Source organism: Streptococcus sp. AM43-2AT (assembly GCF_003603405.1).
GTDB classification, from domain to species: Bacteria; Bacillota; Bacilli; order Lactobacillales; family Streptococcaceae; genus Streptococcus; species Streptococcus ilei.
Window position 1 is genome coordinate 166,107 of the sequence record NZ_QTND01000004.1, and the last position, 21,867, is coordinate 187,973.

13 protein-coding genes are annotated in these 21,867 nt (G+C 43.9%); 3 read left to right on the plus strand and 10 right to left on the minus strand.

The window, feature by feature from the left end; all coding sequences use genetic code 11:
• Positions 1 to 114: 114 nt before the first annotated feature.
• On the plus strand, positions 115 to 1,551 hold the full coding sequence (locus tag DW930_RS09205) for a recombinase family protein (RefSeq protein ID WP_123159886.1): 1,437 nt from the start codon (positions 115 to 117) through the stop codon (positions 1,549 to 1,551).
• 63 nt (positions 1,552 to 1,614) lie between these two features.
• Here DW930_RS09205 and comGB read toward each other — a convergent pair whose 3' ends face one another.
• From comGB to pbp1b, 10 genes are all read right to left on the minus strand, one after another.
• A complete protein-coding gene (comGB, locus tag DW930_RS09210) occupies positions 1,615 to 2,637 on the minus strand; it encodes a competence type IV pilus assembly protein ComGB (RefSeq protein ID WP_023027560.1) in 1,023 nt (340 codons plus the stop codon).
• On the minus strand, positions 2,561 to 3,520 hold the full coding sequence (gene comGA / locus DW930_RS09215; protein ID WP_123159887.1) for a competence type IV pilus ATPase ComGA: 960 nt from the start codon (positions 3,518 to 3,520) through the stop codon (positions 2,561 to 2,563). The genes comGB and comGA overlap by 77 nt, the downstream gene beginning before the upstream one ends.
• A 104-nt stretch (positions 3,521 to 3,624) precedes the next feature.
• Positions 3,625 to 4,002 carry a DUF1033 family protein gene (locus tag DW930_RS09220; RefSeq protein ID WP_123159888.1) on the minus strand — a complete coding sequence of 126 codons (378 nt, stop codon included), beginning with the start codon at positions 4,000 to 4,002 and terminating at the stop codon, positions 3,625 to 3,627.
• A gap of 358 nt (positions 4,003 to 4,360) precedes the next feature.
• Complete coding sequence (locus DW930_RS09235) at positions 4,361 to 5,464, minus strand: glycosyl hydrolase family 8 (RefSeq protein ID WP_123159889.1); 1,104 nt, start codon at positions 5,462 to 5,464, stop codon at positions 4,361 to 4,363.
• Between the two features lie 8 nt (positions 5,465 to 5,472).
• Positions 5,473 to 6,783: a glycosyltransferase family 2 protein gene (locus DW930_RS09240; protein ID WP_123159890.1), complete on the minus strand. Its 1,311-nt coding sequence runs from the start codon at positions 6,781 to 6,783 to the stop codon at positions 5,473 to 5,475.
• A gap of 142 nt (positions 6,784 to 6,925) precedes the next feature.
• Positions 6,926 to 7,714 carry a hypothetical protein gene (locus DW930_RS09245; RefSeq protein ID WP_123159891.1) on the minus strand — a complete coding sequence of 263 codons (789 nt, stop codon included), beginning with the start codon at positions 7,712 to 7,714 and terminating at the stop codon, positions 6,926 to 6,928.
• A 2-nt stretch (positions 7,715 to 7,716) separates the two neighbouring features.
• A complete protein-coding gene (wecB, locus tag DW930_RS09250) occupies positions 7,717 to 8,868 on the minus strand; it encodes a UDP-N-acetylglucosamine 2-epimerase (non-hydrolyzing) (RefSeq protein ID WP_123159892.1) in 1,152 nt (383 codons plus the stop codon).
• Positions 8,869 to 9,255: 387 nt separating this feature from the next.
• Positions 9,256 to 12,909: a DNA-directed RNA polymerase subunit beta' gene (rpoC, locus tag DW930_RS09255; RefSeq protein WP_123159893.1), complete on the minus strand. Its 3,654-nt coding sequence runs from the start codon at positions 12,907 to 12,909 to the stop codon at positions 9,256 to 9,258.
• A 150-nt stretch (positions 12,910 to 13,059) separates the two neighbouring features.
• Positions 13,060 to 16,629 (minus strand): DNA-directed RNA polymerase subunit beta, encoded by a 3,570-nt coding sequence (gene rpoB / locus DW930_RS09260; protein ID WP_123159894.1) that lies wholly within the window; start codon positions 16,627 to 16,629, stop codon positions 13,060 to 13,062.
• Between the two features lie 422 nt (positions 16,630 to 17,051).
• Positions 17,052 to 19,502 carry a penicillin-binding protein PBP1B gene (pbp1b, locus tag DW930_RS09265; protein WP_155223262.1) on the minus strand — a complete coding sequence of 817 codons (2,451 nt, stop codon included), beginning with the start codon at positions 19,500 to 19,502 and terminating at the stop codon, positions 17,052 to 17,054.
• A 208-nt stretch (positions 19,503 to 19,710) separates the two neighbouring features.
• Here pbp1b and tyrS point away from each other — a divergent pair, with 208 nt between their 5' ends.
• Complete coding sequence (gene tyrS / locus DW930_RS09270; RefSeq protein WP_123159896.1) at positions 19,711 to 20,967, plus strand: tyrosine--tRNA ligase; 1,257 nt, start codon at positions 19,711 to 19,713, stop codon at positions 20,965 to 20,967.
• A gap of 56 nt (positions 20,968 to 21,023) precedes the next feature.
• The gene (locus tag DW930_RS09275; protein ID WP_023027550.1) at positions 21,024 to 21,866 is read left to right on the plus strand and encodes a putative RNA methyltransferase; all 843 of its coding nucleotides are present in this window, start codon (positions 21,024 to 21,026) and stop codon (positions 21,864 to 21,866) included.
• The last annotated feature ends 1 nt before the right edge of the window (position 21,867 follow it).

Sequence of the window (21,867 nt, forward strand, 5' to 3'; positions counted from 1 at the left end):
AAGTTTGGCGACTTCAAGCGTGAGGTTTGAAAAGATAAAGAAAGGATTTCAAAATGTTTTATTTTGAAAGGGTCTTTCTGTACTCTATTTTACCAGAAAGAGGGTACAAAGACAATGAATAAAGTAGCTGTTTATGTTCGAGTCTCTACTACTTCCCAGTTAGAAGAGGGATACTCAATAGAAGAACAGAAGGCAAAACTAGAAAGCTACTGCGATATTAAGGACTGGAATATATATAAAATATATACCGATGGTGGCTTCTCTGGATCAACTACTGACCGTCCGGCACTTGAGCAGTTAGTACAAGATGCCCAGAGCAAGCTATTTGACACCGTGCTAGTATATAAGCTAGACCGATTGAGCAGAAGCCAGAAAGACACTCTATACTTGATAGAGGATATCTTTTTAAAAAATGACATCGAGTTTGTGAGTTTGCTTGAAAACTTCGATACCTCAACCCCATTCGGGCGTGCCGTTATAGGTTTGCTGTCCGTGTTTGCTCAACTTGAGAGGGAGCAGATAAAAGAGAGAATGCAACTAGGCAAGCTAGGGCGGGCTAAGTCTGGAAAGTCTATGATGTGGGCTAAAACCTCTTATGGGTACGACTACGACAAAGAGACTGGATCGATGACCGTCAATGAGTTTGAAGCCTTAGCAGTCAAAGAGATATACGCTTCCTATCTATCTGGCATATCAATAACTAAATTGAGGGATAAGATGAATGCCGAATATCCCAAAAAGCCCGCATGGAGCTACCGGACAATCAGAGGAATACTAGCCAATCCAGTATATTGCGGGCTTAACCAATACAAGGGGCAGACTTTCCAAGGCACACACAAGGCTATTATCTCACTAGATGATTTTGAGGAAACACAAAGGGAATTGAAAAAGAGGCAACAGACTGCACAAGAGAGGCTAAACCCTCGACCATTCCAAGCTAAATATATGCTCTCTGGCCTCGCTCAATGTGGGTACTGCCACGCACCCTTAAAAGTCGTACTAGGCCAAAAGAGAAAAGATGGTACACGCACTAAAAGGTATGAATGCTACCAAAGGCATCCACGCACTACAAGGGGTGTCACGGTTTATAACGATAATAAAAAATGTAACTCTGGCTACTACTACATGGATATACTAGAGCATTATGTCCTAACTCGCATAGCCATGCTGCAGAATGACCCAGACAAGATACAAGAGATATTTTCAGGCGGTACAAGTCCAGTTATTGACAAGCAAGCTATCCAAAAGCAGATAGATAGCCTATCGCTTAAATTAAGCAAGTTGAATGATCTATATTTAGATGACCGCATCACACTGGACGAATTAAGAAGCAAGTCGTCCGATTTTATCAAGCAAAGGGCCATACTAGAAGAAGAAATAAAAAAAGCCTCGACTGATAAACAAGTAGGCCGAAGAAAGAAAATTGAAAAGCTGTTAGATGCTAGCAGTGTTTTTGAAATGTCATACGATAACCAGAAAGTCATTGTCAGAGAGTTAATTGAAAAAGTGCAAGTCACGTCTGACAAGATAGTGATCCGCTGGAAAATTTGATAAATTTGGTTACGTTCATTTCAATCAGCGTAAAAGCTTTTACTTTGAGTGTACGCAATGATTTCATAAAGGAACCTCCAAATTTTCATAAATAGGCAGCAACATGGCTGCATAGAGCAAAACAATCATAAGGGCGACAAAGACAAAGACCAGTGGTTGGACGACATTCATAGCCTTGTTCAAACGATGGAAAAAGCCTGCCCAGGTCTTGTCTGCGTAGATCTCCAGCTCACTACCGAGCTTGGACTTGGCCTCTCCATATTCAATCATGAGGGCCAACTCTCGCTTAAAGAAAGGATAGGTCTGAATATGGTCAGAAAAAGAAGTCCCCCGAGCCAATGCTACTTCCAAATCCTGTCCAATCTCACGAAACAGACGGGAACGTTGCCCCTGCATCATAGGAAAGATTTGATTCAGCTCCAACCCTTGGGCAATCATACTCCCCCATTCTCGAGCATAAAAAGCCGTCAGATAATCCTGTAAGAAGGGGCGAAGAAAAGGAAGGGTAGCCAAAAACGAAACAAGAGCCAGACGCTTAGCTCGACGACCTAGGAAGAGGAGAATCAAAACTCCAATTGCTAGTAACACACTTCCTAACAAAACATACTGTGGAAAGACACTGATCAATCGTGTCGCACCATTTTGACTCTCCAACTGAGGCAAGAGATAGTTTTTCAGACCCAGCATAATGAACATCAAAAATCCCAACAATAGTACTGGATAGGTGGCCACCTCAACTAGTTTCTTTCGAACCTGGGTCAGATTTTCCAGGTAGCTACGGATTTTTTCTAAACTTAAGGTGACATTTCCATGCTGCTCTGCCAGTGCTAATTGAGTCGTTACTTGATCGGAAAAGCCTAGATCAGAAAGAATGGCTGACAGGGGCTTGCCGTTGGCAAGTCCAACTTGCATTCTTTCAACAAAATCTGCCTCTACCAAATGGCTCCGACGTAGGAAGTCGATGACCTCTGATAGATGAAAGCCACTACTGTAGAGATTGTGAAAGAGCTCAATGACATGCTCTTGCTTGGCAATCGATAATTTTTTCGGCCTGCGCCTGATCCAACTCAATATGTCCCGCTTCATAAAGTGCATCAATTTGCTGGTTCCACTTTTGACTGGAATGGTTTTGGTAATCTTGGATGACAAAGTCAGTGACACCTCCTTCCTTTATCAAACGCTGGTAACAGATCCCTTGAAGGACAATCCGTAACTCCTCCTCACTCACCCCCAACTCCAATAGGCGTTCGTACACCCCAGGGATGCTCTTGGCATGGATGGTGGAAAAGACTGTCACACCTGTCAGACTAGCCCGAATAACTGCACGAGCTGTCTCCGTGTCGCGTATTTCTCCGATGAGGAGAAGATCCGGACGATGGCGCAGAGAAAGTTTAATCAAGCTATCATAGGTCATGCCAATCGCTTCATTGAGTTGCAATTGCAACATTTCTTCTTGCTTAATTTCTACCGGATCTTCAATCGACATGACTTGTTGCCCCGAAAATTTTTTCTTGGCTAGGGCATGCATCAGTGTCGTCTTCCCCGATCCGACTGGACCCGCAAATAAGTAGAGCCCCCGCTTACTCACCTTCTCTTCTAGCTCTTGCAGTTGGTCAAACCAGAAACGGAGCTCCCGGTTCTCATTGTGGAGCAGGCGAATGACCAAACTTTCATATCCCCTATAGTCCCCCACTGTGGACAAGCGTAAGGACAGGACCTTATCTCCTAGAGAATAGTCACAGGAACCTAGCTGACTCCTCCGCCTCTCCCCCACGTTCATCCCTGCCATAAATTTAAAATGGCTGATGATCGCTACCATTTGTTCTTGCGAATAAGTCTCAATAAACCGTCGCTCATCCCCAACCCTTAGAAAGAGCTGATAGTCTGACGCTCGAGGAACAAAATAAATATCCTGAGCTTCGGCACTCGAGGCCATTCGAATAATGGATTGTGCAATTTCTTGAACCATATTTCCTCCTTTCACTATATAATTCGCAAATAAATAGCCAACTAGCACCGGATTTGGAAAAAAAGTAAAAAAAAGAAACTCAACTACATATTGAATTTCTCTTACTATAACTGATTTGACTCGTTGTCTAGCTTACAAGAGCGATGAGCCGTGTGAGCATTCTCCTTTTCGTAGCCTGGACGGCGCTTGCTTCTCGGAATCTGCTGGTCATTCTCTAATAGGGCAACCGAATGGTACTGCTGCACATATTCCGCACATTCTTCACACCAGCGGCGATCCTCAGGATCCCAAAAAATTGTCATTAAATCACTTCTACTTTTAAATAATGGAGATTGCTCTCTTAAAAGTAACCATTGGCGTTTGTAATATTTTAGGGCTTCATAATAGTCATCAAATCTTTGACTAGCGACAATGTCCTTCTCCCAATCTTCTAAAAACCACCAGGGTTCGAAATCCCCATACATTTCAATCACTTGATACATGTTTCTCTCCGTCCTTTGTATCCAATATTATATATAAAATCCTTTGATAACAAAAGAATTCTGCTCATGAAAGGAAAAAGTGGTAAATTTCCCGAACGTTTTCACGATTTTCTTTCAAAATCTTCCCTTATAGAGGAGAGACAGGCCATTTTTTGATAAGAAAAAGAGGCTGGGACAAAAGTCCTAGCCTCTCAATTGTCTTTGAATTGTCGAGCAAGACGCAGTGGTTGAGTGGGCTCTACTACACTGATTTCATCAGCTTTTACAGCCCTACTCAACTGTGCGGAGGTGGGACGACGAAATCGAATTCTAACGAATTACCGATTTCTGTCCCACTCTCTTTTCAAGCGATGATCGATTAGAACAATTGAAGGGCATTCATGATTGTCATGGTTGCATCGTAATAATTATCTGTTGATAGATCTTGCATAAAGATAAACTTGTTCTGTTGCACTAACTTAAGATAGCCATCTCCATTTTCAGCCGCATAAGATACCGGAGCAATGAAGCTAGCTGCCTGATACTGATGGAGGGCATTGCCTTTAAGATCATAGCCTGCATAGATATTTCGTTGCTTCATGAAGAAGTCCAGCATCTTCTTGACCAATTTTTGACTGGTCTTATCTTGGCTTTGAGCCAAGTTGTATGGCAGGCGACAAGCGTTGTAAGAATAGGCGCCATCGTACTTGGATTCGATAGTATCCGGGTCCGCCACACGCGCCCCTTGTTCATCTACCCACATAAAGTCTGGCAGAAGCCCTGTCTTACTTTGCGAACTAATAGCATCAAGCTGTGCCAACATCTTCTCTTTGATACTCAACCATCGTTCATTACCAGTCAACTCATAGAAGGATTGGAAAAAGGATGGAAGGGTATCAGAGGTTCTCATCAAGTGATAGAATTCGGAATTCTGATCAGCCCAATTCCCAACTGTCAAGACACCCGTTTTCTCATTGTAGTTGTACTTGAGGATGTCTTCCAAGATAGCCTTGGCTTGCTTTTGATAGACATCACCTTTCTCAGGCCACTGTTTTGCGGCCTCCATCAAGGCATAGGCAATATATAGATCGCCGTCCGTCGCATTTTGATGCTCAGATGACAGCTTCCCTTTTTTGATGATTTGTTTCCAGGCCATCAATTGGGTGTCATCAAAGCGATTGTTTTGATAATAACGATACAGACGGTCAAAATCCTCTTGATTGGCTAAGTCTTTCTTAGCAGCCTCTACTGTGATCAGCATGCCATAACCTTGTGCTTCTGATAAGACAACCGTTTCTTGGTCGCTGTTTGTTGTACGAACATAGGACTGTTTTCCATCCGTCACGAGGTAGTGTTCCGTCCATTGCCGATAGAGGCGATTCCGCATCTCCACCTTACTTCTTGACCGAGCCAAAAAGAGAGTCAAACAAAAGACTGCCAGGATGACCACAAACCATAAATATTTCATTTTTTTTGTTCTCATAAGTCCTCCTAACTAGCAAACCGTTTCGTTTTCACCCACTTGGTTCCCTCGCGGTGAAGCAATTTATCCATGATGATCGATGAAATCGAATCAATCGAAACAATGATAAAGAGTTGGGAATAGCTAAAGTAGGCTGCTAGGGCCAACCAAATCTGTTTCACTGTCGCCTGACCAAATTGAGAAGCCATGGCAATATTGATTTGCAACAAATACAAACCAATCATCAGCACCCAGTTAAAGAGCATCAATTGGGCAATGTAGATATTTTCCGAGTCAAAAGCAAACGGAATATGTACTCCAGGAGCAAAAAGATGGATAAACATGGCAGCGACATTGGCAAAGAAAATCAAGTCTGATAAGACAATCGCTGCATTAAACCAGAAGAAAATACATGAATAGTTGAAGACCTCTAATTTTACCCGCCAGTTTGCTTTTCCGAATAAGTGTTTAAAGTTAGAAAGTACAACCTCATAGTTCCCTTTTGCCCAACGTTTCCGTTGCATATAGTAAGTTTTTAAGGTCTCTGGCTCTTGTTGGAAGGCTTCCGAGTTGTAGGCTAAAGCGATCAACTTTCCGCTTTGCATGATTTTGAAGGAAATATCCGTATCTTCCGTCAAGGCACCATTCTTCCAACCACCAATACTTTTGACAAATTCTGTTTGAATAATAAAGTTGGTTCCTGGAATCCGTCCAATTTTGAAAAGATTCCACATACCGACGTGATGAACCCGCTGGGTCACGACGATTTCTTGGTTGATACAACGCGTCAAAAAGTTCTGGTTAGCATTTCTCGTCTTGTTGCGTCCAAATGAAGCCACATGGCGTTCTGGATCTTTAAGAACTTCCTTAACCAAGAAATAAAGAGCATTTTTCTCAGGCATAGCATCCGCATCATAGACGCAGATATAATCTCCTGTCGCCATCTTCAAGGCATCATTCAAGACCCCAGCTTTTCCACCTGTACCAGTACGATCAATAATGGTCACATCCCGTCCAGCGTATTCAGGAAGGGCTTTGACAGCCAGACACTCCTCATAGGTACGATCTGAGCAGTTATCGGCAAAGAGAAGCAATTCCACACGATCATGAGGGTAATTCATATCCAAAATAGCCTTAGCAGTTTGAGCAATGACCACATCTTCGTTATGAGCGGGTACCACAATGGTTACTTTTGGATAATAGAGAAGCGGGCTCGTATCCACACGGAAATCACTGTGTTTCAACCAGAATTGAACTGCTGAAATCAGGATCACCAAGCCCCAGGCTAGAGATAACCAGATAGAAATCAAGGTGAAAATCATTAAAATTTGACTAATCATGGTCCACCGCCTTAAAGTTTTTGTTTACCCAATGGTAGATGACCAAATAGGCAATAAATAATGCACAAAAGCATACAGCAAAGAATAGACTAATCCCTAGGGCCAGCCCAAAAAATAGATTTGTAAGAGTCATCGGTCCCTCCTAATATTCCACAATAATATCCGTTTCAAGTTGACGTTTCAAGTTACTAATGGCTTCCTGGTAGCTATGGAATTTCGTCCGATTGGTCGCATCCACTACCAAGTAGCCTTTTTGGAATTGAATGGCTTGATTGCCATCTTCTCCCTTAAAGACCAGAGATTCTAATTGATTTTTTAAATACAACTGATAATATTCTTGCAAATTTCGTTGCTGACTATTGGTGAGCACTAGGAAATTGCCGTCTGAAACATAATAAAGTCTCTCATCTTGGATCAGATGGTGGCCAATCAGATAATGAATTTGGTTCAGCGTTCGATTGTACTCACGAGGATGGATTTGATAGAAGAGTTCCTCATGAGACCAATGAATTAAGAGGGCTTGTAATTTCTGCTCCTGTTGAAAGCCAGAACTTTCAAGTAAAGATCGGTAGGCGACTTCCGCTTCCTCTTCTTGGTTTTGAACCTTAGCAACCTCTTTAAACAGGTAGTAGCGAATTTTCGACAGAATTCCAACAAGAATCGGGAAAGAGAAAAGCAATAACAGTGCTTGGTTTGCAGGGATATACACGACCCCTGCTACCAGAAAGACAATTCCTAAACCGACTGAAATTAAAATCGTCCAGGTAAGCAGCAAATTGGATAAGACCAGTGAAGCAAACAAAGCTAAGACGAGAAAGAGAGCTTCCTCAATGATAATTTCACGTGCAAAGAATAGACAGTACAGCAGGACGGCCAATTCAAAACCGACCAAAATAAGCATCCAGTCTCCTAAATGATTCCTTCTTTTCATTCCTAATTCTCTCCCTCTATAAATTCAGACACCACGTCAACGAGTCCATAATAGTGCTGAATGGCTTGAACAATCCGCTCAGATGCCTTCCCATCTCCATATGGATTTCGGGTCGAAGACATTTTTTGATACAGATCTGGATCCGTCAACAGAGCAGTCATTTCTTCCTTCACTCTCTCAGGATCCGTTCCGACCAATTTTAAAGTTCCAGCTTTGACACCTTCTGGACGTTCGGTCGTATCCCGAAGGACTAAGACAGGCTTGCCTAAGGAAGGGGCCTCCTCCTGAACTCCTCCCGAATCAGACATAATAAAGTAACTTCTCGATGCTAGGTTATGAAAATCAAAGACGTCCAAAGGAGCAATCAAATGAATACGGTCGTGATCTCCTAAGATCTCCTTAGCCGCCTCTTGAACAGCCGGACTGAGGTGGACTGGATAAACAACCTCCAACTCCGGATGAGCATCTACCATTTCTCTCAAGGCAGCAAAGACAGCTCGCATCGGTTGGCCTTGGTTTTCCCGACGGTGCATGGTCACTAGGACCAGTTTCTTCTGTGGATCTAACTGATCAAGCACCTGGTGGTGATAATCCTCTTGCACGGTTAATCGCAGGGCATCAATCGCCGTATTCCCCGTAATGAAAATGGACGACTCTGGATGATGTTCCATGAGAAGATTGGCCTTGCTTTCACTGGTTGGAGCAAAATAGAGATCTGCTAGGTTATCCGTCATTTGACGGTTCATTTCCTCAGGGAAAGGCGAATACTTATCGAAGGTTCTGAGACCCGCCTCTACATGACCAATACGGACTTGATTATAAAAAGCAACAAGACTGGCTGCAAAAGTCGTCGTTGTGTCCCCATGGACCAAAATTATATCCGGTTGCACTTCTTTCACAACTGGGTCAAATTTTTCAAGGATTTTAGCAGTAATATCTAGAAGAGATTGGTTTTTCCCCATAATATCTAGATCGTAATCCGGTTGAATACGGAAGGTCTCTAGCACTTGATCTAACATTTGACGATGCTGAGCAGTCACCACTGTAATCGTTTCAATGGTCTCACTTTGCTTTTGAAGCTCTAAAACCAGGGGAGCCATTTTAATCGCTTCTGGGCGCGTTCCAAAAACAACCATCACTTTAATCTTTTTCATCATCTCACCTTTTTAACCTTGTGAATTTTTTAACAAAATCGACGACACTTTTCCCATCCATTCTACCTTCAATAGCTTCAAAAGTCAAACTATCTCAATGCTTTCGTAATACATTTAATCGAATTTTAATAATCTGTAATTTATATGTAACATTCGAATCTTTCGAACCCTTAAAACCCTTGAAATAGCTGGTTTTTATACTATTTTTTTTTAACATTCAAACCTTTATGAAGTTTCATTTTCATTACTAAAATATTCATTATTTTAAATATATATTTTTTTTGCGCATATTTTTAAACTGATATTATAGGAAAAAGCGGTGACCATATGGTTATTTTTAGGCATAAAAAGAAGCCCTACTGAAAATCAGTAAAGCTTCTTTTAGGATTAATTTTCTTCCACTACAATTGATTCAACAGTTTCAGTTGCTTCTTCTGTAACAGGAACTTCTTCGATAATTTCGACTTCATTGACTGCTTGTGGTTCCAAGTTACGATAACGAGCCATACCTGTACCAGCAGGAATAATCTTACCAATGATAACATTTTCCTTGAGTCCAAGGAGATGGTCTTTCTTACCGCGAATCGCTGCGTCAGTGAGGACACGAGTTGTTTCCTGGAAGGAAGCCGCTGACAAGAAACTATTGGTTTCAAGAGAGGCCTTGGTGATACCCATAAGGACTGGACGAGCCGTTGCAGGAACCCCACCAGAAATGACCACATCACGGTTAGCATCTGTAAAGTCTGTAATATCCATGAGGGTACCCATGAGAAGGTCTGTATCTCCTGGATCCATAACACGAACCTTACGGATCATTTGACGCACCATTACCTCGATGTGTTTGTCGCCGATTTCTACCCCTTGGCTACGGTATACTTTTTGTACTTCCGCAAGGAGGTAAGTTTCAACAGACAAGACATCACGAACGGCAAGGAGACGTTTTGGTTGGATAGAACCTTCTGTCAATGCTGTACCACGAGAGACTTGATCTCCCACTTCGACTTTCATGCGGGCTGTGTAAGGGACAACGTATTCTCCCTCACCAGTCGCACCACGAACAAAGACTTTCTTGGTACGTGTAGAAGCATCTTCTTCAATGGCTGTGACTTCCCCTTTAACCTCAGTGATGACCGCTTCCCCTTTTGGATTACGGGCTTCAAAGATTTCTTGGACACGGGGAAGACCTTGCGTGATATCGGTATTTGAGGCAACCCCACCCGTGTGGAAGGTACGCATTGTAAGCTGTGTACCAGGTTCCCCGATAGATTGGGCTGCGATGGTTCCGACTGCTTCACCAACTTCAACTGCATCACCAGTCGCCAAGTTGATACCGTAACAGTGACGGCAGACACCATGGCGGGTGTTACATGTAAAGACAGAACGGATAGTGACTTCTTCAACACCAGCATTGACAATTTCACGTGCTAGGTCTTCTGAAATCAAAGTATCTGGACCAACAATGACTGCACCTGTTTCAGGATGTTTGACAGATTTCTTCGTATAACGACCTGTTAAACGCTCTTCCAATGGTTCAATCATTTCTTTGCCATCGGTAATCGCACGGATCACGAGTCCACGGTCAGTTCCACAGTCATCCTCACGGATAATGACGTCTTGAGCAACGTCAACCAAACGACGTGTCAAGTAACCTGAGTCGGCTGTCTTGAGGGCCGTATCGGTCATCCCTTTACGAGCACCGTGAGTAGAGAAGAACATTTCAAGTACTGACAAACCTTCGCGGAAGTTTGAAAGGATCGGCAATTCCATAATCCGTCCGTTTGGAGCAGCCATCAAACCACGCATACCGGCAAGCTGTGAGAAGTTTGAGATGTTACCACGAGCTCCAGAGTCCATCATCATAACGATTGGGTTCTTCGGATCTTGGTTATCTACCAAACGTTTTTCCAATTTCTCACGGGCTGCACGCCATTCAGCTGTAACGGCATTGTAACGCTCATCATCTGTAATCATCCCTTTACGGAACTGTTTGGTGATTTGTTCTACACGTTTGTGAGATTCTTCAATGATTTCAGCCTTATCTTCAACAACTGGAATATCGGCAATCCCCACTGTCAAACCAGCAAGGGTTGAGTGGTGGTAACCTAAGTCTTTCAAACGGTCCAAGAAAGCAGATGTTTCTGTTGTACGGAAGCGTTTGAAGATTTCTGCGATGATATTTCCAAGATTTTTCTTCTTGAATGGAACGTTTAATTCCAATTGCTCAATCGCCACTTTGACATCTTGACCAGGCTCCAAGAAGTACTTAGCTGGAACACCTTCTGTCAAGTTGGCATTATTTGGCTCTTGGAGGTATGGAAGTTCTGCAGGCATGATATCGTTAAAGAGAATCTTACCAACCGTTGTCAAGAGAATCTTGTGTTGTTGAGCTTCTGTCCATGGTTTGTTCAAGCTATCCGTCGCAATTCCGACACGTGTATGCAAGTGAACATAACCATTGCGAAGGGCCATGACCGCTTCATCGCGGTCTTTGAAGACCATTCCTTCGCCTTCACGACCAGCTTCTTCCATAGTAAGGTAGTAGTTCCCCAAGACCATATCCTGAGATGGGGTAACAACTGGTTTACCATCTTTCGGGTTCAAGATGTGCTCAGCAGCCAGCATCAAGATACGGGCTTCTGCTTGGGCTTCTTCTGAAAGCGGTACGTGGATGGCCATTTGGTCACCGTCAAAGTCGGCGTTGTAGGCTTCACAGACAAGTGGGTGCAAGCGAAGAGCTTTCCCGTCAATCAAGACTGGCTCGAAGGCTTGGATCCCCAGGCGGTGGAGGGTCGGTGCGCGGTTCAAGAGAACTGGGTGTTCTTTGATGACTTCTTCTAGGATATCCCAGATACGCTCATCGCCACGTTCCACCAAGCGTTTAGCTGCTTTGACGTTTTGCACGATATCACGCGCAACGATTTCACGCATGACAAATGGTTTGAAGAGCTCGATAGCCATTTCACGTGGCACACCACATTGGTACATCTTAAGGGTTGGACCAACGGCGATAACGGAACGTCCTGAGAAGTCTACCCGTTTCCCGAGCAAGTTTTGACGGAAGCGTCCTTGTTTCCCTTTGAGCATGTGGCTCAATGATTTAAGCGGACGGCTACCTGGTCCTGTGATTGGACGACCACGACGACCGTTGTCGATCAAAGCGTCAACCGCTTCTTGAAGCATCCGTTTTTCGTTTTGCACGATGATACCAGGAGCATTCAACTCAAGCAAACGAGCCAAACGGTTGTTCCGGTTGATCACACGACGGTAAAGGTCGTTCAAGTCAGAGGCAGCAAAACGGCCACCATCCAATTGGACCATCGGACGAAGATCTGGTGGAATAACAGGAAGGATGTTGAGAACCATCCATTCTGGTTTGTTTCCAGATTTGTAGAAGGCATCTAAGACATCCAAACGGCGAACAGCCTTCACACGTTTTTGACCAGTTGCAGTCTTCAATTCTTCTTTCAAGACAGCAATTTCAGCTTCCAAATCCACTTGTTTCAAGAGGTCTTGGATCGCTTCTGCCCCCATCTTGGCAACAAAGGAACCTGGTCCGTATTCACGCAAGCGTTCACGGTATTCGCGTTCTGTCATGATGGATTTGTGCTCAAGCGGTGTATCTTTTGGATCGATAACCACGTAAGCTGCGAAGTAGATGACTTCTTCAAGGGCACGAGGACTCATGTCCAAGGTCAATCCCATACGAGAAGGGATTCCTTTGAAGTACCAGATGTGTGATACAGGAGCTTTCAACTCGATATGCCCCATTCGTTCACGACGAACCTTGGCACGTGTTACTTCCACACCACAGCGGTCACAAACAATCCCTTTGTAACGGATTCGTTTGTATTTTCCACACGCACATTCCCAGTCTTTTGTAGGACCAAAGATGACTTCATCAAAGAGACCTTCACGTTCTGGTTTCAATGTACGGTAGTTGATTGTTTCAGGTTTCTTGACCTCTCCATAAGACCATGAACGGACCTTACTTGGAGAAGCTAGGGTGATTTGCATACTTTTAAAACGATTTACATCAACCACTATTTCTTACCTTTCTTTATGTTCATTATCGATTGTATGTTCTTTTGCTTTTTGTGAAGGTGAGAAGGACTTTCCTTCACACCTTCAAGCCTAAAGCTTCGAGATAGACAACCTTCTCAGGCTTTCTACTCTCTTGAACTACATATTTTATTAATCTTCTTTCCCTTCAGCTTCGAAAGCTGCGCGAGCTTCCTTAGCTGCTTTTTCACGTGCCTTTTCTAGATCATCTACGTGGATAACATCGTCGTCTTCCCCTTCGTCAAGGTCGCGAAGTTCAACTTCTTTGTCATCTTCATCTAGGACACGCATATCCAATCCAAGTGATTGCAATTCTTTCACGAGTACTCGGAAGGACTCTGGCACACCTGGTTTTGGAATTGGTTTTCCTTTGGTAATCGCTTCATAAGCTTTCAAACGTCCGTTGACATCATCTGACTTGTAGGTCAAGATTTCTTGAAGGACATTAGACGCACCATAAGCCTCAAGGGCCCAAACTTCCATTTCCCCGAAACGTTGTCCACCAAACTGAGCTTTACCTCCGAGTGGTTGTTGGGTAACCATTGAGTATGGTCCGACAGAACGAGCGTGGAGTTTATCATCAACCATGTGGTGAAGCTTGATCATGTACATGACACCGACAGAAACACGGTTATCAAATGGCTCACCTGTACGGCCATCGTAAAGAATGGTCTTAGCATCGCTATCCATACCTGCTTCACGAACAGTATCCCAGAGGTCTTCTGAGCTTGCTCCGTCAAAGACTGGTGTTGCGATGTGGATGCCCAAGTTACGAGCTGCCATACCAAGGTGAAGTTCCATAACCTGTCCGATATTCATACGTGATGGCACCCCAAGTGGGTTCAACATGATATCAACCGGTGTACCATCTGGAAGGTATGGCATGTCTTCAACAGGAACAATACGAGAAACAACCCCTTTGTTTCCGTGACGACCGGCCATCTTATCTCCGACGCGGATCTTGCGTTTTTGTGCGATGTAAACACGAACCAACATGTTCACACCAGATTGCAATTCATCTCCGTTTGCACGCGTAAAGATCTTGACATCGCGAACGACTCCATCTCCACCGTGAGGAACACGAAGGGATGTATCACGCACTTCACGAGATTTATCTCCAAAGATGGCGTGGAGGAGACGTTCTTCGGCAGAAAGGTCTTTCTCACCCTTCGGTGTGACCTTACCAACTAAGATATCGCCTTCTTTCACTTCCGCACCAATACGGATAATTCCCATTTCATCAAGGTTTCTGAGGGCATCTTCCCCTACGTTTGGAATTTCACGAGTGATTTCTTCAGGGCCTAACTTGGTATCGCGCGTTTCTGATTCGAATTCTTCCAAGTGAACAGATGTGTAGACATCTTCTTTGACCAAGCGTTCGCTCATGATAACGGCATCCTCGAAGTTGTAGCCTTCCCAAGTCATGTAGGCAACGATTGGGTTTTGACCAAGGGCCATTTCCCCTTTTTCCATAGATGGACCGTCTGCGATAAAGTCACCTTTTTCAACGACATCGCCAACTTTCACAAGGGTACGTTGGTTGTAAGCAGTACCTGAGTTTGAACGACGGAATTTTTGGATGTGGTAAACATCAAGGGATCCATCTTCCCGACGAACTTCTACCTTGTCTGCATCCGCATAAGTAACCTTACCATCGTGTTGGGCAATGACTGCAGCTCCTGAGTCATGGGCTGCTTGGTATTCCATACCAGTACCCACATAAGGCGCTTTTGGATCGATCAATGGCACAGCCTGACGTTGCATGTTGGCACCCATAAGGGCACGGTTGGAGTCATCGTTTTCCAAGAAAGGAATACATGCTGTCGCAACGGCAACTACTTGTTTTGGAGACACGTCCATGTAGTCGACTTGATCAGATGGGAACTCTTGGTTGTTACCACGGTGACGTCCCATAACGATTGGCTCGGCAAAACCACCTTTTTCGTTCAACTTAGAGTTGGACTGTGCTACGATGTACTCATCTTCTTCATCAGCTGTCAACCAAACGATTTCGTTAGTCACCACACCTTTTTCACGGTCTACTTTACGGTATGGTGTTTGGATGAAACCATATTTGTTCAAGTGTCCGTATGAAGACAAGTTATTAATCAAACCGATGTTTGGTCCTTCAGGTGTTTCGATTGGACACATACGACCATAGTGAGTGTAGTGCACGTCACGGACTTCATATCCAGCGCGGTCACGCGTCAAACCACCAGGCCCTAAGGCTGACAAACGACGTTTGTGGGACAACTCAGAAAGTGGGTTGTGTTGGTCCATGAACTGGGACAATTGTGAAGAACCAAAAAATTCTTTAATCGCTGCAGTCACTGGACGAATGTTGATGATTTGTTGCGGTGTTAATACTTCGTTATCTTGAACAGACATGCGTTCACGGACATTACGTTCCATCCGTGAAAGTCCAAGACGCACTTGGTTAGCAAGCAATTCACCAACCGCACGGATCCGACGATTTCCAAGGTGGTCGATATCATCGACACGGCCAAGACCTTCAGCCAAGTTAAGGAAGTAGCTCATCTCAGCAAGGATATCGGCTGGAGTGATGGTACGAACCTTATCATCTGGATTTGCATTGCCGATGATAGTGACAACGCGGTCTGGATCAGAAGGAGCCACAACCTTGAATTTTTGAAGAACGACTGGTTCTGTCAAGACTGCTGAATCATTTGGAGTGTAGACAATCTTGTTCAAGTCACCGTCCAAATGTTCTGAGATGCTATCGATGACGTCGCGCGTCATCACTGTTCCAGCTTCTACAAGGATTTCGCCTGTTTCAGCATCTACCAATGGTTCTGCGATTGTTTGGTTCAACAAGCGGTTCTTGATATTGAGTTTCTTGTTGATCTTGTAACGACCAACTGGTGCCAAGTCATAACGACGTGGGTCAAAGAAACGGGCTACCAACAAGCTACGTGAGCTTTCCGCTGTTTTTGGCTCACCTGGACGAAGACGCTCATAAATTTCTTTGAGGGCTTCATCTGTTCGTGAATCCATTGGGTTCTTATGAATATCTTTCTCGACAGTGTTGCGAACCAATTCGCTATCCCCAAAGATATCAAAAATCTCATCATCACCAGAGAAACCAAGGGCACGAACCAAGGTCGTAAATGGAATCTTACGCGTACGGTCAATACGAGTGTAAGCAATATCTTTTGAGTCTGTTTCGAGCTCTAGCCAAGCTCCACGGTTCGGAATAACTGTTGATCCATAGCCAACCTTACCATTCTTGTCCACTTTATCATTGAAGTAGACACCTGGTGAACGAACGAGCTGGGATACGATGATCCGCTCTCCACCATTGATGATAAAGGTCCCCATCTCAGTCATGATTGGGAAATCACCAAAGAAAACTTCTTGGGTTTTGATTTCTCCTGTTTCCTTGTTAACCAAGCGGAAGGTTACAAAGATTGGAGCAGAATAACTCGCATCATGGATACGTGCTTCTTCCAAGGTATACTTTGGTTCTCTGATTTCATAGCCGACAAATTCCAACTCCATTGTGTCGGTGAAGTTCGAAATTGGCAATACATCTTCGAAAACTTCTTTCAAACCATGATCCAGAAAATCTTTAAATGAATCCGTTTGGATTTCAATCAAATTTGGTAAATCAAGAACTTCTTTGATTCTTGAAAAACTACGACGGGTCCGATGTTTCCCGTATTGAACGTCATGTCCTGCCAAAGTTTTAACTCCTTTTTCTATACTAGGATACCAGCTAGGGGAAGCCCCTCTCTGAAGATCCGGTTTCTAGATCGCTTTTGACTACATCAGAATAGTTCTCATCCAGTCGAAACGATGTTATGAAGGGGGTGTGATTTACATCACGTGAGAAGAAATCTCCTCCGTATCATTTATCCTTTTTGGAATTTTTAGAAAGATTAAGTTTGTGTAACAAACCCAGTTTTTTCTAAAAATAGGCACAAAAAGAGCAGCTAAATCGACTTTTATAAAGTTTGATTTAACTGCTGTAAGCTTCTATTTGGACAATATTTCAAATAAAGCGCACGACAAATTACTTGTTCTTATTATATCGTATTTTCACAAAAAACACAAGGTTTTCTCTAGACATGAAAACGATTTTATGGTATTGCCCCTAATGATTTTTATCGGTTTTGACCACTAGATGATGAACTGCTTGTCGTGTTCGAACTACTTGTCGTGTTTGAACTGCTTGTCCGGTTGGTATTTCGATTTCCATTGGAAGTACCCCCTGAACCGCCTAAGATTCCAGCCCAGGCACTAGCATAATCACTATCTGATCCACCAATCGCGAAGCGATAGGTCGTTTGTGGAGCGCCATTTTTAGCCCAATAGCTCGTAACCGTTGCACCTGACAGATCGATATCACGACCATTGACATTGACACGACCAGGTCGTTGTCCGGTAGATTTCAGGACAGTAGATGAAATGACACTGCTATCTAGAGTGAAGCGGTCTTGCACTCCCCAAGCATTTGGATCCGCCTGATAGATGGCATTTGCTAAATAGGCCATGTAACTTGCGTTATTATTGTATCCTGTCAACGGAGCCATGGAAGCATTGTTATCGTGTCCAATCCAGCCACCTAAGGTGAGATTTGGAGTAGAAAGCATGAGCCACATATCTCCATTCTCATTGGTGGTTCCGGTTTTTCCAATCCAATCAGCATTTGCAAGGGTTGGATTGACCTGGCTAATCCGGCTCTTAAAGGTCGTAGTCGCACCAGAACTGATGACCCCTCTTAACAGATCTTGCATGATGGTCGCAGCTGCCGCTGAATAAACCCGTGTTGGCTTGCTTTCATGCTGGTAAACAACTTTCCCATCTCGATCCATGATTTTTTCAATCATGTAGCGCTTTTGGTAATTCCCATTATTGGCAAGGGTTTGATAACCATTTGTATGTTGAGCAACGCTTACTTCGATTCCGCCTCCCATTGGCAGACTTTCAATCCCATACTCAGCGATGTCGTAGCCCATTTTTTCCATATAGCCTGGGACATCGACACCCTTTTCACGAAGAGTACGATAGGTCCAATAAGCTGGGATATTCCATGAGGTGTTGAGGGCCTCTCTGAGGTCCATCATCCCAGTCCCTCGATTATCCACGTGCATAATTGGCTCTCCACTAGAGAAGTTGGTTGGGTAATTGGAGAGGATACTATTGCTTCCCATCAAGCCTTGGTCAATGGCAATTCCATAAGCTAGCAAGGGTTTAATGGTAGACCCTGGAGAACGCTCTGTGTCAAAAGCATGGTTATTTTGATTCCCGTCAAAATTCCGTCCCCCAACAAAGCCAAGAATAGCCCCTGTTCGGTTGTCCATAAGGACATTCCCTACTTCTACCGTACCTGTTCCATCGTCCAAGATGCCTCCATAATTGGCAACGGCGTCTTGCATGGCATTGTAGATAGCTTTGTTAATAGTGGTTTGGACCGTATAGCCACCCTCTCTCAATTCTTTCTTCGCCAACTCTTGATAAGATTTAACGGTCGAATTGTTTTTTAGGTCGTGGCTAGAGACGTTGTCTCTCTTGATTAAATACTCATACATGGCTTCTTCCGCTTCACTGACGGCTTGGAAATACAAGTAGTCGTGTGGCGTCTTCTCGATGCCATTTGACGGAAGGAAATCCTTACTTAAATCATATTGACTATATTGGTCGTACTCTTCCTTAGTGATAGCCCCTGTCCGATACATATTGTACAAGACATCCTTTGCCCGATCCAAGCCTAAAGCTTGATTTTCTGGAGTTTTGAGACTTCCATCAGAAGCATAAGGTGAGTAGACAATTGGGCTCTGTGGCAAACCAGCAATAAAGGCCGCCTGTGGAATGGTCAAGTCTTTGGCAGAAACTCCAAAAATCCCTTGAGCTGCCGCTTCTACTCCAGCAATATTTTGTCCACGGTTGTTTCGACCAAATGGAGATACATTGAGGTAGGTCGTTAAAATTTCGTCCTTATCCATTACCCGCTCAAGAGCAAGGGCATCGATAATCTCCGCAGCTTTCCGTGAGAAGGTCGGTGCATCTCCCACAACTTGTTGTTTGATCAACTGTTGGGTCAAAGTCGAACCCCCACTAGAGGACCCTACTCCAGCAACTGAACCCAAGGTAGCCCGGATTACTGCTTTTGGAACAACCCCGTTATGGCTGTTAAAATTCTCATCTTCTGTGGCAATGACGGCCTTTTTAACATTGTCCGAAATCGCATCCTTTTGAACAGGAATCCGAATGAGGTCACTGTCAATATCAGAAATGACACTCCCATCTGAGTAGGAAATCTTTGAAACACTGGAAATGTTTCGTACTTGTTGAACCAGCTGTGTTGGATCCGGTGTTTCTGTCGCATTAAATAGACTGGCCGCATAGCCAATCGCAATCCCTGCTCCAAACAAGAGGCCACCTAAAGCAAACACTAGTAGCACATCCCAAAGGAGCTTCATGGTTCGGAGAACTGTCGCTACGAAATCTCCTAATGACCAGCCCTCCTTGTTTTCTTTCTCATTGACTTCAACAGTCATTTTGGCAAAGAAGCCTTTTATTTTCTTCCCGCACTTTGTAAAAAATTCTCTCATTTGACTCACTCTATTTCTCCTTGTCCTTCCTATTATACCAAATGGACTACTTTCTTTTCAATTCCTAAAGTTGAGAACACTGTTTCCAATTGGATTTTTTTCGTCCATTCATTGCTATTTCAAGTCATTATGGTAAAATAGAGAGAAACCATACAGATACTGGACTGTTTTCATCGATCTGGCCAGTAGCTTAGAAAAGGAGAGAACGATGCACATTTTTGATGAGCTAAAAGAACGTGGTTTGATTTTCCAAACGACTGACGAAGATACTTTGCGTAAAGCCCTAGAAGAAGGACAAGTATCGTATTATACTGGCTACGATCCAACTGCTGATAGTTTGCACCTTGGGCACCTTGTTGCCATCTTGACCAGTCGTCGCTTACAATTGGCAGGCCACAAACCTTATGCGCTTGTCGGTGGTGCGACCGGACTCATTGGAGACCCTTCTTTCAAAGATGCCGAGCGCAGTTTACAAACTAAGGAGACTGTAGACGGTTGGGTCACTTCTATCCAAGGGCAATTGTCTCGTTTTTTAGATTTTGAAAATGGGGAAAACAAGGCTGTCATGGTCAACAACTATGACTGGTTTGGCAGCATCAGCTTCATTGACTTCCTTCGCGACATCGGAAAATACTTTACTGTCAACTACATGATGAGCAAGGAATCTGTGAAGAAACGAATTGAAACAGGGATTTCTTACACTGAATTTGCCTACCAAATCATGCAAGGCTACGACTTCTTTGTCCTCAACCAAGACCACAATGTCACTCTGCAAATCGGTGGTTCTGACCAATGGGGAAATATGACAGCTGGTACTGAGTTGCTTCGTCGGAAGGCTGACAAGACTGGTCACGTTATCACTGTGCCCCTCATCACAGATGCAACTGGTAAGAAATTCGGTAAATCTGAAGGGAATGCTGTTTGGCTCAACCCAGAAAAGACTTCTCCATACGAAATGTACCAATTCTGGATGAACGTCATGGACGCTGACGCAGTTCGCTTCTTGAAAATCTTTACCTTCTTGTCACTGGATGAGATTGAAGAAATCCGCAAACAATTCGAAGCAGCTCCACACGAACGCTTGGCTCAAAAAGTCCTTGCTCGTGAAGTCGTGACTCTGGTTCACGGAGAAGAAGCCTACAAAGAAGCCCTTAACATCACTGAGCAACTCTTTGCAGGAAACATCAAAAGCCTTTCTGTCAAAGAACTCAAACAAGGACTTCGTGGTGTGCCAAACTACCAAGTACAAGCAGACGAAAACCACAACATCGTAGAATTGCTCGTATCATCTGGCGTAGTTAACTCAAAACGCCAAGCCCGTGAAGACGTACAAAACGGAGCTATCTACGTCAACGGTGACCGCATCCAAGATCTTGACTATGTCTTAAGTGATGCAGATAAGTTAGAGAACGAACTCACTGTTATCCGCCGTGGGAAGAAAAAATACTTTGTCTTGACTTATTAAAAAGAAGACCTCTGAAACTATGACTTTCAGAGGTTTTTTGGTACACTAGAAGTATCATGACGATCAAACCAAAATTACAACGATTTCAGACCGCAACAGCTTTTGCCTGTCCCATCTGTCAGGAAGCCCTTGACCTGGTCCAACAAAGCTTGACTTGTCCCAACCGTCACTCCTTTGACCTTGCTAAGTTTGGCTATGTGAACTTGGCTCCACAAGTGAAGCCCTCTAAGGACTATGACAAGGAGAGTTTCCAAAACCGGCAACTAGTTTTAGAGAACGGCTTCTACGACCATATCCTTACTACCCTATCAGAATGCTTGTCTCCACTGGACCATCCATCCAACATTTTAGATATTGGTTGCGGGGAAGGGTACTATTCTCGCATCTTACAAGAACGGTATCCAGACCATTCCTTTTACGCCTTTGATTTGTCTAAGGAATCGATCCAGCTGGCTGCTAAGAGCGACCATGAATGGAAGGTCAAGTGGTTTGTCGGGGACCTAGCTCGCCTCCCTCTTTTAGACCAGAGTATGGACCTTCTTCTAGACATCTTTTCGCCAGCGAACTATCAGGAATTTAAACGGATCCTGGCCCCAGACGGTCGCCTTATTAAGGTTATCCCAACACCAAGCCATCTGCAAGAAATTCGTCAGAAGGTTAAGGAGCACCTCGATCAGGCCGATTATTCCAATGAGCAGATTATTCGACATTTCTCTGATCATTTTACGGTTGAACAAAGCCTCCATTGCCAGGAAACTTTCGAACTCACACCAGCATTGCGGGAGGCTCTTCTGAGCATGACGCCTCTCCTCTTTCATGTCGATGCATCTCAAATCGACTGGAGCGATTTGACTCACATCACGATTTCTGCCACTATTTTGGTTGGAAGAAACAACTAAC

Coding starts and splice junctions, on each gene's coding strand:
- DW930_RS09205 (WP_123159886.1), top strand. CDS start 115: ATGAATAAAGTAGCTGTTTATGTTCGAGTCTCTACTACTTCCCAGTTA.
- comGB (WP_023027560.1), bottom strand. CDS start 2,637: ATGAAGCGGGACATATTGAGTTGGATCAGGCGCAGGCCGAAAAAATTA.
- comGA (WP_123159887.1), bottom strand. CDS start 3,520: ATGGTTCAAGAAATTGCACAATCCATTATTCGAATGGCCTCGAGTGCC.
- DW930_RS09220 (WP_123159888.1), bottom strand. CDS start 4,002: ATGTATCAAGTGATTGAAATGTATGGGGATTTCGAACCCTGGTGGTTT.
- DW930_RS09235 (WP_123159889.1), bottom strand. CDS start 5,464: ATGAGAACAAAAAAAATGAAATATTTATGGTTTGTGGTCATCCTGGCA.
- DW930_RS09240 (WP_123159890.1), bottom strand. CDS start 6,783: ATGATTAGTCAAATTTTAATGATTTTCACCTTGATTTCTATCTGGTTA.
- DW930_RS09245 (WP_123159891.1), bottom strand. CDS start 7,714: ATGAAAAGAAGGAATCATTTAGGAGACTGGATGCTTATTTTGGTCGGT.
- wecB (WP_123159892.1), bottom strand. CDS start 8,868: ATGAAAAAGATTAAAGTGATGGTTGTTTTTGGAACGCGCCCAGAAGCG.
- pbp1b (WP_155223262.1), bottom strand. CDS start 19,502: ATGAGAGAATTTTTTACAAAGTGCGGGAAGAAAATAAAAGGCTTCTTT.
- tyrS (WP_123159896.1), top strand. CDS start 19,711: ATGCACATTTTTGATGAGCTAAAAGAACGTGGTTTGATTTTCCAAACG.
- DW930_RS09275 (WP_023027550.1), top strand. CDS start 21,024: ATGACGATCAAACCAAAATTACAACGATTTCAGACCGCAACAGCTTTT.